The following is a 15,667-nucleotide window of genomic DNA, read 5'->3' on the forward strand; positions in this document are numbered from 1 at the left end:
TAGATAGGTTACTTAATAGGCTAACACTATTCAACTCAATTTTGAAAATCCTTCTTTTGTAACTATTCCTGATTCCACTCTAGGTTTTTCACCGATAGCCTTTTCAATTGCCTGTTTTGCAAGTTCTAAAGCTTTATCAATTGTGATATCATTGCTGTATTCCTTTTGAAGTACCTCTATCGCAGTATCAGATGCATGACCTATTGCAAATCCATTTCCTTTCAGGTAGGTACCACTGGGATCGATCTGATATAATTGAATTCCAGTGACGTCTTTACCCGCAATTATTATAGAAGCAGCTTGGGGTCTTACTGCATAAATTGTGTAATTATGCAGGTATGTGCTAAGATGCTTGGCTATTGACTTTATATCTATTGGACTTTCATAGGATAATCTATGCTTTTGTGCTTGCAATCTAATTTCTTCTATCAATTGCTCTATATCTGCTATGTAACCTGCACCTGTTGCTCCAATATGTTTGTCGATAAAAAATATTTTTTCATTTGGATCTACAAGAGGTAACGTTGGTTTAATGTGGCTTGTTATTAACGCAAATTCTGGAGTTTTTATACCAATAGTGGTGGAACCTCTATTGACTGCCTCTAGAGCGCTATCAACTAGTACTAGCCTGCCTCCTTGCCCATAATAATATGGATACCTGCCGCTATTTCCTGAACCATATTGGGAACCAGATGAATTACTGTCTTCTGTCATGTCTTGTCATTCCTCTCCTATGCTATTGCTTGGCCACCAACAGTTACTAGTTTTGGAATCACTAGAATATCAATGCCGTTACCTGAGCCCGGATCACGCTCCATTGATGCGGAAACTGCCTTTCTTGCAACCTCTTTTGCTTCATCATTTGTAATATTCTTATCATATAGGCTTTCAAGTACTCCATATGCAATTGGAGCACCTGATCCTGATGCCGCGAAATCCTCGTTTGTTATTGCTCCACTCATATCTGCGACATTTACTTGCGGTCCACTGGAATCCACTCCAGCCACTAATAATTCTACATAATATGGCTGATAACTGCGAAGCCCCGAATAAGCTAGATTTGCAATCAATCTAGATGACTCTTTAACACTCAGTGGAAACCCTCTTCTCAGTTCCAATAATTTTCTCTCTGCTGCAGCCACTTTGATCAAATGTTCTGCATCCGATAACTGACCAGCTATTGCTATTGCAAGCGTATCGTCTATTTTAGAAATTTTTTGCACTATTTTTGATCCAATAAAAAAACCCTTGCTAGCTCTTTTATCCGATGCAAGTACAACTCCCTCAGTTGTTTTTATCCCGATAATGGTTGTCATATTGTTACTTATATTATACAAGTGCTCAAATTTATTGACCAACTTTGGGGAAACTTGGTCACATATGAAAATGAATAATAGCAGAAATAAAGTATGTGTTTAATCTATTGCCAAAATACTATATAAAAACAAATTATCTGTTTTGAAATCGATTAGAATAAAAAAGGTTTCATTGACCAGGAAAATTAGCACATTAATCCTGGCTTACAGTGACTGGGATCGAAAGATATGGTGCTTTTCTGTCCAGCTCTCGTGGTGACTGTGATGGTCTGCATGATGTGGATGAGTATGGGTTACAGTATGGGCGTGTCCATGGTGGTTAATGATAATGAGTGTGGGTATCAAGATATTGACCATCGTTATTAGTGGTAATTTTTCCAATTATGTCAGATAACTCTCCGATAATAGCAGTTAATTGGGTCGTAGCCAATTCTGAGTTATTGTTTGAAACAGTATTCTGTGCTTGAGTTAAATTTGTTACCAATTGTTCTAATACTCGTGTATTTTCTTCGTTACTACTACTACTACTACTACTGCTGGATTGAGCTGAAGCTTCGTAATTTTTCAAATTTTCAAAAGATGCTCCAAATCCTACAAACAGCATCGATATCAATGCAAAACCAAAGTAAGTGATTGTTTTCATTGCAAATTTATTACTAACAAAGTTATATTTAAAGAAAATTACGATTTCTAGAATAAATCTGAAACCTTGAATTGAATATTGATTCTTGATGCCAAAGAATAAAGTATACATACATATCATTCAATTCTAAGATAAAATTAATGCTAATTTCTGGACAGTTAATCAAATCAGTTTACAATCCACATTGTTTTAAAAAATTTCTGATATTTGCTCATGCTGAATTTAGTCACCTGGATCTAAATTTATCTAATTTAGTTTGTTTTAGAATAGGCATCAGTAGTAGAATGTTGTAAATCTTGTTAATTATTTTTGCATAATGAATAATATTCTACTATTCGTAATCGTAAGCGCATTTGCTGCATCCGTTTTATTGGTTGGTGTAGGAACGCCGGCCATGGCACAAGACAATATGACAATGAATACTTCTGAACATGCTCCTGTTACAAACACAACCGAATTAACAGACACAGGTATGGGATTGGATGGAAATTCAGTGATGGGTAATGATACATCTGCCACAAATATGACTGGCTAATCTATAATCCATTTAACTACTATTTTTTGGATATTTAATAGAAAATTGAATAGAACAATATAGTTATTTGACTTTTACCTATTGTAAAACCACTGGCTCTTAATAATTGCGGTAAAATAATAAAATCTAAATCCTATTATCGATTTTATCTAGTTGAATTTGCATATATCGCGGATAAAAATATTTTGCTTATTTGAATAACTTTGAAAGACAGGTTCTTTTCTAAGGGTCATTTCCAAGGTTGATTTATATAAATACAATTAATGTTTTTGAATAATTATACTAGGTGTTTTATATATGATGTTAATTAAGTAGCTAAAATGAATAAAAATAGTATAATATCTATCAGTTTTGTTATAGCAATAGCATTCATACTGGCAGCCTCATCTCCTAGTTTGATGAATGTATCTGTATATGCTCAATCAGGCGATGATGAAGAAGATGATACTTCAGGGTCTAGTGATTACGAGGAATTTGTGAATTGCCTGGCTCAATCAGAGGGCGACAAGGGATTTGCAAGCGAAGATGAAATTAGAGACTGCTTTAGACCTATTTATGACCCAGAGGCAAATGCCAATTCAGTTGCATCAGCTGATGGCATCGGAGATAGCAGTAGCAGTAGCAGTAACAACAATGATGACGACGATGCAACTTCAAATACTGATGAGGAGTCAAACAACTAATATCAAGAAATCATTTTTTCTATTTATAGGGTTGATTCCGTGATTGGACCTACCCTTTATTATTATTAAATCTTTTTGTTTATACCCGCCGCTTAAATTCTTGTAAACGTGAACACCTTTCTTATATGCATAAGCCATTTCCATTTAGTTTGTATGATGTCGAGTCGGGCAAATTACAAAGTTATCATGCCTTTGATTTGTTGTACATATTGACTAATGTTTTTAATAAGAAGAACAGAATCTGGAACAGAAGCAGGATGTCAACCAATGTGTGCACGTTGTGGAGATAACGCCTGTCGTTCCCCTACTCTTCATCGCTTCCACATTTAGCGCTTTTATAGGTTTTGAATTTCTGTAATTTATGCCATTATCAAATACTTTACTGATTTATAAGATTTAGAATATTGCCATCGGGATCTTTAAACCATACAACCTTCATACTACCATCAATATGTATATCCCCGTTTAATGTAGTATTGGGTATATCATAATGTTCAAATCTGACTCCTTTATTCTTAAGATCTGAGACAATATTTTCAATATCATCTCCTACTGCCCAAGTAACACATGTCGATTTATTAGTTCCGGCAAATTCAGATCTATATACAACAATTGACGAATTGCCACTTTTATATACTATCACCTCGTCTTCAAACGTATCTATTCTTTTTAAACCCAGAGTATTTTCATAAAAGTTTTTTGCAATTTTCAAATCTTTTACAGCGATATTTGCTGAAGATGTCTTCTCACCTAACATATCTGATTTACTCCTTGATATAACAAAAATCCTGTAATTTGGCTTACTGGGAATGACATTCTTTCATTTATTTTTTCTGAATTTATTTCTGAACCAAACATAACAGTTATGAAAATACATCGTATAAAAGTAAATAAGGGAATAAAAGTATATCCGATTATTCAGATTCCATAAATGAGATCAAAATAGTTAGGTTCCACTCTTATCCAAATGATTTCCTCACAACAGGTTGGGTCTCCAATGAATTTGCATTGATGTTGACATTTCTGTTTATCGCTATTTGGTTAGCATAGGTGCAGCAAAATTTTTTGGATGACTCTATACTGGAGTGGCTTTCTGCAACAGTCTTGTTCGGAATTTTACTTAGTGTACGAGTCGGATTATTCTGATAAGTCAAGTTTGAATCATTCGATAAAATTGGGCAAAGGTAAGAAATGTCTAACTATTGGCCACACCACCAACATAGATTGGAACTGATCCAATAATTACTGATAAAACTATTGATTTCATTAATATGATATTAGGTAACATCATTTGATAGATTCAAAGCATCTCTCTACATAATGGGCATATAAGTTCTGATTTTAAGGATCGGAGAAACCTCCTTTCTAAAAGTTCGTGGTTATAAATTTTCTCTCAAATCCGCCAAGTCAGTAAATATGAAAGGTTACTTGATCTTTAACCATTGTTACACTAGATGTCCGCACTTGGATTTGATTTAAATACTATGTTTTTCGATAAATCATAATGATTAAAATAAATACTAGAATGCTCCAGAGCATTTTTTTGATAACAGTATCTGTATCTATGATCGCAGCAATCAATTTGAATCAGGTCTTTGCTCAAAATCCATCAAATCCAGATTTGAATGTCTTAAAGGGTTCTATTACTAGTACATCAAATAATGGGAATACTACAGAACCTGCTTGGATATTGGGAGGAGTGTACAAATTCACTGATTTCAATTCTTCATCTCCAGCTTTGAATACCACATTTTATATGACTAAGATTGATGGATCAGCTGAGCATACTCATTCAATATATGATTTGAAACTAACGGGAGACCCGGTTGTTGATAGTAATTCAAACTCTACAATCTTTAACGGAACTACTACAGTGACATTAAAAGATGGACCCGTTGCAAATGTGCCGACTCAAATAAGCCTGCTGGATAACAGTGCAATAGTGATTAGTGTTGATGGCAACATGACTAATGATCACTTTGGATCTACACCCATCTACGGAACTCAACACCTTATCTGTGTAGAAATTCCAGATCTTTGCAGCTAAATAACGACTACAATTCATTCTTATTTTTTGTCACTGAATAACGGATATTCTTATCAAATCTTGATATTTGTATGGGTCAAACTAATGTGTTATTTACATACTAATACGAGGACTAGTCTCTAGTCTCATTTCCGAGACCTTTCCTATGAATTCATTGGAAAACGAACAAAAAGGTTGAATTTCAGTAATAGAATTCTCTCAAGTTTTTGTCATATTCTAGATATGTCTTTAAACTACAAAGCATTTGTGTCCAACCTTGACAATTACTATAGGATTCGTCCAGTGAAGCTTGATCGGTACTTGTCCATCCTGACTCTGAAATTTTTATCAATGTAGAGTCTTCTCCTATACTTTCAAAAGTGATCTCAACTCTCAATCTGTTAGTTTCTACTGCACTGGCCCACTCAAATTCTATCTTTTGGTTTTTTATTGATCGAATAACATAGATTGGGAAAGATCCCGGATAGTCATGAAAATCCCACATTACTTCATTTCCTTCGTCTAAGGATCCACTAGAACCACCAGTAGTGAAATATTTACTTAGTTTCTTTGGATTATAAACGGCGTCAAAGACTTCATCAATTGGTTTTTTTATTTTTGCCTGTACGGTGAATTTTAAAACCATACTTATACACTCTTATAAGGTTATTAGTAGTAAATGTTATATAAATATAACATGTACACTGAGAGTGAGTATGATCACATTCTAAAGGCACTAGGTAATTCTACTCGACGTGCAATCCTGGATTCGATCAAGGATAATCCAAAGACCACATCTCAGCTGTGTAGTTTATTAAGTGAACTTGATCGGTGTACCGTAATGCAGCATTTAGACGTGTTAGAAAAAGCCGACCTGATTATCATTAAACATCAGGGAAAGCATAGATGGAATTACATTAATCTTCTTCCAATAAAAGAAATTCATGACCGGTGGATACGCAAATATTCATTCGAGGCTCTAGATGTACTTTCCAAAATGAAAAAAGATTTGGAATAACTCCAAGAAACAATATGAAAATTTTTGGGTTATTATGCAAACTTTATGAATTCGAGTGCCTCTCGTTTCACACAAGTCCAAAATGCTGTTGTTACAACTTCAATGCTTCATTTACTAATAGCCTAAGATCGGAAAACCGAATAGGTTTTTGAATCAGACCTGTCAATTCTTGCATCCTTGTATTCAGGTTGGTTCTCTAAATCCTTAGTTTCGAATGCTGTCATTAAGAATATCTTTACATTCGTATTCAATTCTCTTATTTTTCTTGCGAGTTGCAAACCAGATAGACTAGGCATTCTTAAATCAGTAATGATTAGAGAGTGTTTATCTGGCGTCTGTTTAAAATATTCTAAAGCTAAAGTGGGATCGGTAAACGAAAAAGCAATATGACCCTCCTGGTCTAAAAATGTCTTGAACAATGTAGCCAGCTCACCTTCATCATCTACTACCATAATCGAGCAAGCAGATGGCATCATGAATTTATTTTTCCCAAGATTATTTAACCTTATCTAATAGCAAAAGCAATCATTTACGGATACGAAACGCGACGGTGTTGACCAGATTCATGAAGATAAAGTCATAATTTACGATGTGGAAAGAATTTGTAAATCGAATGCTTCAACTAAACTAGGATGAATCTGTGAATGAACTATGGTCATTATCTCTGTAGGTGCAGCTCTATTTTCAATTGAATTTATAAGATTTGCAATTCCATTTTCAAGATTGCTACTTAGATTGGAGGAATCATTTTTTGATGTTATTATTGGCTGTAATTCCTCATTAAATATATCGAGCAGTTTATGTGCAGACCCATTTGCGCTTTGATAGTTTGCCATGTTTTTTATGTGTTCATTGTTACCTTCATCTTGAGAATTCCTATTAGACATATTCATCATGCTGTGATCCATTGTGCTAGAGTTATTGTTATTCATTGCCATGTTAGTCATGTCTGTCATGTCAAAATTGACGGCAAAAGCGTCTCCATAATTTCTAAGTACGCTATCTAACAATTCGGCAAACCTTATTGGATGAATAAATCCATCATTGCCACTATTGGTACCCTGGTTCCCACTAATTAAATTAGAAAAAAATCCTGTCACTACATTCATAAAGTTGGATTCCTCGGATTGTTTTAAAGTTGCAGTATTTGAAATAATCTTTTCGATGTTATTGTTAATATTTTTAGTTATTTCATCCACTCTTTGAAGTGCTTTTTGCTTTTCTACAGCAGTCGTGTTCATACTACCGTTTGCATACAAAGATGTAAGATTTCTTAACTCTCCTACCGCTACTTTAAGATCATCACCAACTTGTTTATCTTGTTTCACGATTTCGACTAACAGGTCCCAATAAAAGATGCTGTTTGCTTCGTTTGCATGTTTTAGTGCCATTGTCGTATCATTGGCTATCAGATTACCTTTGACCAGATTTGATTCCGTTTGAAATTGATCCATAGATGCAATTAATTTAGCGTAATTATTCGATGGGAAGTTGTGAGCAAAAGCTAATTGATGAGTAGACGCTTTGGCATCCAAATTAATACAAATAATTACAACCGTAATAGATAATACGCATAATAATCGAAAAGAAGTAAGTGTAAATTTCTTCTTCACATGACTAAATATAGGTCGAATCTTATAATAATACTTCGATTAACAATATATTTATATTCAATATAGTTTGATTGTATGTTGGATTCTTTACCTTCATCATACAGACCAAATTGTTTCATCCAATTTCCTAAAATTCGCAATAAATTATATGTCTAGTCAAATTATGATGGTTGCTGGTTATGGTTAATGATGATGAGAGATAATCCTTACCAACAATGCTGATATTCTCCAATTAGCATTCGACCTTATTATTTTATAATGTGTTATCTAACAACTACAAGTAAACATTATTGCGATAAGAACATTTTCAAGTGTTTCAATACGTAATATCATTCAAATAATCTTATTTCAACCAATTGATAGATGAAGGACATTATCTCAAATTCTTGTTCAAGTGGCTTGTTCACGGAAGAATCTTTTAGCGAATTTAACTAGAGTAAATTATTGCTATGAAGGATGACACGTTTTGGGGCTTATTTGTTGTTTTTTCCGGGTATAAATGTATAAATGCGTTGACTAGTTTGCCAATTAGTGAACATACTGGAAAATCTAAACCTGAATTACCAAATTACTATTATTATTATTCCATTTTTCAGAAAGGGCAAATTGTGAGTCGTTGATAGCAGATGATCCTAATTCTGGACATTGTGCAATAACAGAATCCAAGTTTCGAAGTTCTTTCTGAACTTCATTTGACAGATTTCCTTGGTTCAATGATCTAAGGAATTCTTCTTTTCCGCCTTCCATGATATAGATTTGGTTCGATATTTCGTTGACTTTAATTTTGCACAAATCGAGATATGCAGAAGGTGCAATAAATCCTATTATTACTGCGGTTCCAATTATGATAGGAACAGAAAGTATCAATGCCAATTTCTGGAACTTTTCCATTAGATTATGGGTACTTCATACGATTGTTAAATAATTTATCTATTTAATTAATGGCTATAATACTAGTGTCCAAATCTTGATTTAAGAGGCTATAAAATAACTGTGATATTCATACGTTTGCTCGGGTTAATATGGAAATCGTTGCTTTCTACTTAGCAAAAAAATTAAGGATTGTCATAGCAGATCGCATAACTTTGTACGGATAGTGAAGAATCTGAGTTCGAATCTGATTCAATCGTAGTTGTAAACGATGACACGCTATCGGGAATGGCCGAGATAGCAATCACATTTCCTTCAATTATTTTGTATATGTAACCGCCACCTAGAATAGAATCGTTGCTATGACATGAGGCCGTTGATGAATAAGGACTACCGCCTGAATTTGTTGTTTGACCATGAATGATATAGGTTTTCCCTTCTAATGATGAATCTGAGGATGATGAATCTGAGGATGATGAATCTGAGGATGATGAATCTGAGGATGATGCGGGATTAGTTACTACTACGTTATTAGTACTGTCTTGAGTATTGGTTATATCGGTTGAGCCTATTCTACATTCAGTACCTATCGTATTCTTGGCCTCTGTTTGACATCCATCTCCGCCCATGTTCTTGGCCCCTGCATTCTTGGCCTCTGTTTGACATCCATCTCCGCCCATGTTCTTGGCCCCTGCATTCTTGGCCTCTGTTTGACATCCAGCTCCGCCTGATTGTTGAATATTGTTGCGGTCTTCTTGACCTAGCTGACCTCCTTGACCTAGCTGACCTCCTTGACCTAGCTGACCTCCTTGACCTAGCTGACCTCCTTGACCTAGCTGACCTCCTTGACCTCCAAACTGGAAGTGTTCTCTTTGTGCAAAAATTTCCTCAATATGACTCAAGTTAACAGGGACTATGAGTATTACTGTTATCAATCCATATGTAAGTAACATTTTTCTTAAAAGTTGCATATTTTTTAGAAGTTAAATGAGGGTAATATAGATTTAGTTAAATTGGAATACTTTGTTACATGTTCTTGTTACTTGAACCAGAAATAAAAATTGTTAATGAGTTATTTTGAAATCCGCAGATACAACTAACATTTTTAAAAAAGGCATTTTCTGTTGCAATGGCTGTAGGACATCAATGGGGTGGTGTTGTCGATATTTCATCACCGTTGTCTGTATAAAGCGAAGTTTGACTTTGGTTGGTCATATCACAATATTCACATGTATGATCCACTACTACGCCTGCCAGCCTGATTGCTAATAAATGTGTAAATAATTCTCCAGTCAACTTTGCAAATTCATCAGGATCTTCGTCTCTAGTCCTATTTCGAAATTCAAGCCACTTTTCAATCTTATCTAAATATTCAACAGGCTTTTTCTCTCCCTTCAAGTCTATGTCCTCGTACTGAAGGGATAAATTTCCGTCCAGTAGATTTGTAATGTATTCATTTACATATCTGAATTTATAATCTGATTCCATTGTAATACTCCTTGTTTAAATAACTATATTACTGTAATCAATTTTTGATAATTTGCCAAATTATGGCTCTCAAAGATATTCAGGATATTTTAGCGAAACCATGTTTTTTTACTAAGATATCAGTACAAGGTAAGAATATTATTTGATGCTGTGTGGATTTATCTATGACAACCTCATAACAAGATGATGAATTCTATTGAAGCTCCGTCTGACGATCCTTGGAAAGTGCAGAATACCATTTATCACATCACAATAATGATGGTCTCAATACGATGACATCGTAAATTGATAAAGGCAAGAAGGAAAGATCTTTTCCTTCTTTTGAGATAATTAGTAAGAAATACTATTTTGAGATCAAGAAACGAGATTTAATTAGAAATTATCGTATTTAAAAAAAATTATTATTTCTAGAACAGTAAAATGTTATGAACAATCTTGCATTAGCTTATTTAAATTGACAACTATAATATCTATTAGATGTATAATCTGAAGTTAATATTTTTCCTTAGTATTGTTTTCTGCTTAGGTCTAGTTACTGTAACATATGATCAATTTAAAAGTGTGCATGCTTCTGTGTTATCAAATATCACACATGAAATACAATCCAATTATACTAAATATAGTGACACTCGATTGGGAGTTGGTTTCGAATATCCTTCCGGTTGGCAACTAAACGACAAAATCAACAGATTTGCCAAGAATTCGGATGTAACAGTATATAATAATAGTAACTCTTTTAGTATAATGAAATCTCAGTCAAACTCGGACACAATATTGGTCGATAAGCTCGGTGGCCCTAGGGAAATTGTAGATATCATTCTACCCTCTGAAGAACGAATAATTGGGCAAATTGAAGAAAATAAGTACATGATTGATGGTATTGAAGCAGTTTCTGTTCTAACTGCACTCGAGGGAATTGAAAACGTCCCGGATAAAGGATTTGAACGTTTCCTTTTGGTTAATGATGGTACCTTGTATATTTTTACATATCAGGATACTGTAGAAAAATTTGATACTAAAGAAAGTCAAGATACTTTAAATCATATTATTAACTCGATAAGATTTTTGAATCCCGAGCAAAATGGTGATATTGAGAATGAAGATCAAAACGAAACTGATGAAGATGATGATGATAACTGAGAAAGCATTGATCATGAGTTAGATAACTATAACATAGGAACAATGTTAATTATAATTAAGATGCACTAAAATGGAAGATAGGATATTCAGTACGTTTATTGATATAGATCTCATTTAGCTCTTATCTATGTTCAACATAAGTTGATGTTAGTGACCATAATATTAATCTAAACTGAGAAAAGGGCAAAGGCATCAATAAGTGTCTCGTTAACCCTTCGTGCTTTTGTTTAATCAACATCATTGTCACAAGTGACATTTAGTTGAAAATACTTATCACATGAATGTAGCCTTTGCTCCTTTTCTCTTTGGGTGGTATTCATCCGTTTTGATGATTCTACCCTGTGGTGGTAGGAATAGTTATATGAACGAAGATCTATTTAATGATTTCCAATAATATCCATTTTTATTACGGTTATTCCATTCTATAACATTACCCAGCTAAAACTTTATTGTTGATCCAGAATAGGTGCATAATTATATAGCATCAAAGATCTGTTTTTTTTGACATCATGAAAAACATGTATCGTCAGTGATTAATTTTTCTTTAAAGCAAATTAACCCCCAATACAAATTACCTTGCATAATTATTCAAAATGATATATACTGGACTGTACTTGGTGTTGGTGAGATATTATTGGAAGCTATTATTCTTCCAAATCTGCATTAAGAAAAAGATCCACGTAATAGTCATGATGATAAATAAAAAGGCAGGTAAAGAAAGGATAGCTATGGACGAACTATTGACCTTTACACCAAAAGACGAAGATTTGTTATTGCTCTGTTCCTCTATACTGTAGGGCTTGCTAGAGATTGGGTCTAGCAATTTTTCTACTGGTGCATACTGATCTGTTATTATTGGAACATCATTCTTATCAATCAGATTGTTTTCTAGTACATAGTCTTGATAATCTATTTCCTCTATAACTTTGGAAGTAGATTCCTGCAGGTTAGCTATTTCGAATTTGTCCGATATATCGTACTCATCGATCTGTCCTCCCTTTACTGAAGCTAGTATTATATTCTGAAGGGATTTTGAGTGATCGGTTAAAAAAACAAAAACTTTTGGAAAAACTTGTAAAAATGTCTTTAGGTTTGCTCTGTACAAATCAGAGGTTGCTTGGGCATTACTGGGTGAACCAATGTGATTCGATATCACCACACCGCCGTTTGACAATTTATCGGATAATAACTTGTAGAATTCTACCGTCATCAAATGAAAGGGAACATAGCTCTTTGAGAATGCATCAAGTACTATCATATCATAACTTCCCGTGTATTTATTCAAGAATTCTCTGGCATCTTGTACGTAGATATTTAGTTTGGGATTGGATTCATCTAAAAAGAAGTATTCTTTGGCAACTTCAACTACTTTAGGATCTATCTCAACTACATCGACTGCTATATTGGGATAATTTTGGAGAAAGTATTTTGGACCAGAAAAGCCTCCCCCTCCAATGAATAAAACCTTTGTAATATTTTCTTTTAATATCAATCCCAATGGAAAAAATTTAGTATACTTGCTTTCAAGAGTATTCGGGTCTGATCTATCCATTATACTGTGAGGGTAACCATTTAAGAATAATACTCTATTATTTATTGAGTTATAATTATCTATTACATCTAAATGGCTATACAGTGTTTCTGTTTCATAAATTACCATACCTGGGTGGAAATGCAAATTTCTAAAATCTAGCGATATCGTATTTACATCATCAAAAAATATCGATATACTTACAATTACCAAGAGAATCAATGCAATTGCTTTTACAAAATTTCTTAATTTGATAGTTGATGTTACTACTAATAATATTCCCATGCCATATAGGACATGATTGATTTGGACAAACGGAATTAGTATGAAAACTGTTACGAATGTACCCACTATGCTTCCTATCGTTGAAACTGAATACAGATTTCCAGAGGTATTTCCTAGTCTATCTAAAGATTTGGTGGCTAGTTTTACTGCATATGGAGAAACCATACCAAGTAAAAGAGTTGGGATTATGATTAGAATGAATGTAGCAACTAGCGAATTAAGATTGCTTGCATAACTATCAAGATTAGGGTCTGTCAATGTATTTGTTATCCCAATAGTAAAGTCAATGATTATAGCTGAAATCATTGGAATAAATAGGATATACAGCCCAGCTGAGAATAGGATAGAGCAAAATTTCTCAAAATTCGGATTTTTGTCAGCTAATCTGCCTCCAAGATGATACCCGCCACTAAGTCCAACCAAAACAACTCCAATTAAACTTCCCCAGGTGTAAATTGTGCTTCCAAAAATGGGAATAAGTAACCTGCTAACAGAAAACTCCAAAGACATTGTTACAAGACCTGCAACTAATACAAGTAGTGAAAGTATTGTAAATGCTCGTGAAGGACCATTAAGTATCAATATTGGTTACATTATTTTCTGTCAGTACTCTATTTATCTTGTCTTGTTTCATGACTTTTGCATTAAATCATATGATGTTTCATACGTGATCGTTCATTTTCTCAATCAATTGGACAAATAATATATGCAATGTTAATTTTCTATTTGTATTACTTGATAATTTCAATGATTGGAAGACCCTTTAACATGCATTCAAGTCGATAATAGTAAGATGCAGTTATCAACATCATTTCAATCCAAACTAAATTTACGATCTTTTTTGATATTGATAAAATTAATTCTTAGACATACCCACTATCTTTCTGTTGCAGATATTTTATATATTCGACCATCAAAGTATGTTAATATATACAAACTTCCATCCGTTCCTGTTTCGATATCTGTAATTCTTCCTTCAAAATTCTTTGCAAAAATGATTTTCTCTAGTTCATTCTTATTATCAGCTACTAAATCCTGCAATCCTTTTTCTTTCTCACTTGTAAATATGCTCTTCTGCAGATCGATCCCTGTCCTATTTGAATTTACTTTAAATAGATATACATTACCATTATTGATATCTCCTACAAATATATTATTTTCTAGATCATTACCAAGGTGTGAAGATTCTAAAAATTCGATATCTGTAACACCAACGGGAACTCGCCAACTAAACTCAGGATCAGAATAGTGGGACCCATTCAATAAAACCAAATCGGAAAGTAGCGTATTGTTACTTCTACCGAATGGACCCATTATCTTATTCCATCCACTGTTAGAGCCTGGTTGGACAAGGTTGATTTCATCATAATTACTTTCGCCATTTTCAGTATCCCATAATTTTCCAGTTAATGGATCTGTGTCTAATCCGAAACCATTTCTTATTCCATAAGAATAATATAGTTTCATTGAATGAAGGGTGGTATTGTTATCATAATAGGAGTAAAATGGATTATCATTGGGGATAATTGATTCGGATAAAGGATTGATTCGTATGATAACGGATGAATTATTAGGCGCAGAAATAGATTTATCTTTTCCGCCTGGATAGTTCTGTAAAGTATTATTTATGGTAACCAGGTCTCCTATTATTATGTACAAATTTCCTTGTTTGTCAAGATGCATTTTTCCCCCATTATGAAAAGGATCGGGTCCGCTTGGTAGATCGAGCAAAAGAGTGGGATTTGATAAATTTCCATTGCCAGACCCATTCCAATTGTATTCATAAACTCTGTTGTGGGTAGTTTCACTCAAACGCTGATTAGTATTATTATAGATACTAGAAGGTACAATCGTTTTTTCTGTAACATACAGGTATATTTTAAATGTAGAATCATTGGTATGTGGAGTTCTAAGGGATGAGGATGTATTTATTAAACTGTTTGCAGATGTTGGGAATTTATGATTATCATTATCGAATTGAATTTTTTCGAGGACTTTGGACTTGTCAAGTGCAGCAATGCCCAACAAACCTCGTTCTTTCTCATTTGAGATATTCTCTACAGTATAAATAGGATCTTTTTGCAGGACCCCATTTGATATCAGGCGAACATTTCCTCGATCCTTTTCTAATACTAATATGGAATTGTTACCTACAAAAGTCATACTTGTTGGAAGTGATAAACCTTTTGCGATCAAATCTATGCTAATTCTGTCTTGATAATTGGGGTTAATTTCTATTGACTTCTCGCTTTGGAAAGGCATCGTGAACAAATTGGTAATATCCGAATGATCCACGTATTTAAAACCAATCCACATTAGAACTATCAAAACTGCTGATAATATGACTAGTCTCTTCATTCAATCACCTCATTAAATTACTAGCTAACTTGGTGTGTTCGTTTTTTGTATGTTTGTGTGTACTAAAATATTTTGGTTTTTAATTGGTCTGGAGCGCATCAATAGGCCAGTTTATAATAAATATTAGATAGACATGATGGTCTCAATACGTTAGTTGCAAT

At 33.8% G+C, this 15,667-nt stretch carries 17 protein-coding genes; 5 read left to right on the forward strand and 12 right to left on the reverse strand.

What is annotated here, in order from left to right; translation table 11 throughout:
- Nucleotides 1–30 precede the first annotated feature (30 nt).
- The 3 genes from ACMT7R_RS09115 to ACMT7R_RS09125 form a co-directional block, all read right to left on the reverse strand.
- Complete coding sequence (locus ACMT7R_RS09115; protein WP_415311357.1) at nucleotides 31–714, reverse strand: proteasome subunit alpha; 684 nt, start codon at nucleotides 712–714, stop codon at nucleotides 31–33.
- A gap of 17 nt (nucleotides 715–731) precedes the next feature.
- Complete coding sequence (locus tag ACMT7R_RS09120) at nucleotides 732–1,358, reverse strand: proteasome subunit beta (RefSeq protein ID WP_415311358.1); 627 nt, start codon at nucleotides 1,356–1,358, stop codon at nucleotides 732–734.
- 277 nt (nucleotides 1,359–1,635) lie between these two features.
- Nucleotides 1,636–1,959: a hypothetical protein gene (locus tag ACMT7R_RS09125; RefSeq protein WP_415311359.1), complete on the reverse strand. Its 324-nt coding sequence runs from the start codon at nucleotides 1,957–1,959 to the stop codon at nucleotides 1,636–1,638.
- A 316-nt stretch (nucleotides 1,960–2,275) separates the two neighbouring features.
- Here ACMT7R_RS09125 and ACMT7R_RS09130 point away from each other — a divergent pair, with 316 nt between their 5' ends.
- Together ACMT7R_RS09130 and ACMT7R_RS09135 are read left to right on the forward strand one after the other, a co-directional pair.
- Nucleotides 2,276–2,494, forward strand: coding sequence for a hypothetical protein (locus ACMT7R_RS09130; RefSeq protein ID WP_415311360.1), 219 nt, complete (start codon nucleotides 2,276–2,278; stop codon nucleotides 2,492–2,494).
- 320 nt (nucleotides 2,495–2,814) lie between these two features.
- Nucleotides 2,815–3,177 carry a hypothetical protein gene (locus ACMT7R_RS09135; protein ID WP_415311361.1) on the forward strand — a complete coding sequence of 121 codons (363 nt, stop codon included), beginning with the start codon at nucleotides 2,815–2,817 and terminating at the stop codon, nucleotides 3,175–3,177.
- 379 nt (nucleotides 3,178–3,556) lie between these two features.
- Here ACMT7R_RS09135 and ACMT7R_RS09140 read toward each other — a convergent pair whose 3' ends face one another.
- Nucleotides 3,557–3,934 carry a VOC family protein gene (locus ACMT7R_RS09140; RefSeq protein WP_415311362.1) on the reverse strand — a complete coding sequence of 126 codons (378 nt, stop codon included), beginning with the start codon at nucleotides 3,932–3,934 and terminating at the stop codon, nucleotides 3,557–3,559.
- A 747-nt stretch (nucleotides 3,935–4,681) separates the two neighbouring features.
- On the opposite strand from ACMT7R_RS09140, the gene ACMT7R_RS09145 reads away from it, so the two are divergent.
- Nucleotides 4,682–5,224 (forward strand): hypothetical protein, encoded by a 543-nt coding sequence (locus ACMT7R_RS09145; RefSeq protein ID WP_415311363.1) that lies wholly within the window; start codon nucleotides 4,682–4,684, stop codon nucleotides 5,222–5,224.
- Nucleotides 5,225–5,405: 181 nt separating this feature from the next.
- Here ACMT7R_RS09145 and ACMT7R_RS09150 read toward each other — a convergent pair whose 3' ends face one another.
- The gene (locus ACMT7R_RS09150; RefSeq protein WP_415311365.1) at nucleotides 5,406–5,849 is read right to left on the reverse strand and encodes an SRPBCC family protein; all 444 of its coding nucleotides are present in this window, start codon (nucleotides 5,847–5,849) and stop codon (nucleotides 5,406–5,408) included.
- A 33-nt stretch (nucleotides 5,850–5,882) separates the two neighbouring features.
- On the opposite strand from ACMT7R_RS09150, the gene ACMT7R_RS09155 reads away from it, so the two are divergent.
- Complete coding sequence (locus ACMT7R_RS09155; protein WP_415311367.1) at nucleotides 5,883–6,221, forward strand: ArsR/SmtB family transcription factor; 339 nt, start codon at nucleotides 5,883–5,885, stop codon at nucleotides 6,219–6,221.
- 122 nt (nucleotides 6,222–6,343) lie between these two features.
- On the opposite strand, the gene ACMT7R_RS09160 is transcribed toward ACMT7R_RS09155, so the two are convergent.
- From ACMT7R_RS09160 to ACMT7R_RS09180, 5 genes are all read right to left on the reverse strand, one after another.
- Nucleotides 6,344–6,697 (reverse strand): response regulator, encoded by a 354-nt coding sequence (locus tag ACMT7R_RS09160; protein WP_415311368.1) that lies wholly within the window; start codon nucleotides 6,695–6,697, stop codon nucleotides 6,344–6,346.
- A 108-nt stretch (nucleotides 6,698–6,805) separates the two neighbouring features.
- The gene (locus ACMT7R_RS09165) at nucleotides 6,806–7,834 is read right to left on the reverse strand and encodes a hypothetical protein (protein ID WP_415311370.1); all 1,029 of its coding nucleotides are present in this window, start codon (nucleotides 7,832–7,834) and stop codon (nucleotides 6,806–6,808) included.
- 549 nt (nucleotides 7,835–8,383) lie between these two features.
- The gene (locus ACMT7R_RS09170; RefSeq protein ID WP_415311372.1) at nucleotides 8,384–8,725 is read right to left on the reverse strand and encodes a hypothetical protein; all 342 of its coding nucleotides are present in this window, start codon (nucleotides 8,723–8,725) and stop codon (nucleotides 8,384–8,386) included.
- A gap of 164 nt (nucleotides 8,726–8,889) precedes the next feature.
- On the reverse strand, nucleotides 8,890–9,675 hold the full coding sequence (locus tag ACMT7R_RS09175; protein WP_415311373.1) for a hypothetical protein: 786 nt from the start codon (nucleotides 9,673–9,675) through the stop codon (nucleotides 8,890–8,892).
- A 172-nt stretch (nucleotides 9,676–9,847) separates the two neighbouring features.
- Nucleotides 9,848–10,192: a hypothetical protein gene (locus ACMT7R_RS09180; protein ID WP_415311375.1), complete on the reverse strand. Its 345-nt coding sequence runs from the start codon at nucleotides 10,190–10,192 to the stop codon at nucleotides 9,848–9,850.
- Nucleotides 10,193–10,669: 477 nt separating this feature from the next.
- Between ACMT7R_RS09180 and ACMT7R_RS09185 the strand changes: the two genes are divergently transcribed.
- Nucleotides 10,670–11,332, forward strand: coding sequence for a PsbP-related protein (locus ACMT7R_RS09185; RefSeq protein WP_415311377.1), 663 nt, complete (start codon nucleotides 10,670–10,672; stop codon nucleotides 11,330–11,332).
- A gap of 631 nt (nucleotides 11,333–11,963) precedes the next feature.
- Here the strand turns inward: ACMT7R_RS09185 and ACMT7R_RS09190 are convergent.
- Both ACMT7R_RS09190 and ACMT7R_RS09195 read right to left on the reverse strand, forming a co-directional pair.
- The gene (locus ACMT7R_RS09190; protein WP_415311378.1) at nucleotides 11,964–13,730 is read right to left on the reverse strand and encodes a spermidine synthase; all 1,767 of its coding nucleotides are present in this window, start codon (nucleotides 13,728–13,730) and stop codon (nucleotides 11,964–11,966) included.
- Between the two features lie 294 nt (nucleotides 13,731–14,024).
- Nucleotides 14,025–15,506, reverse strand: a complete 1,482-nt coding sequence (locus tag ACMT7R_RS09195) for a PQQ-dependent sugar dehydrogenase (RefSeq protein WP_415311379.1) — start codon at nucleotides 15,504–15,506, stop codon at nucleotides 14,025–14,027.
- Nucleotides 15,507–15,667 lie beyond the last annotated feature (161 nt).

Origin of the sequence: Candidatus Nitrosocosmicus sp. FF01, assembly GCF_047711275.1 — an archaeon.
Classification (GTDB): Archaea; Thermoproteota; Nitrososphaeria; order Nitrososphaerales; family Nitrososphaeraceae; genus Nitrosocosmicus.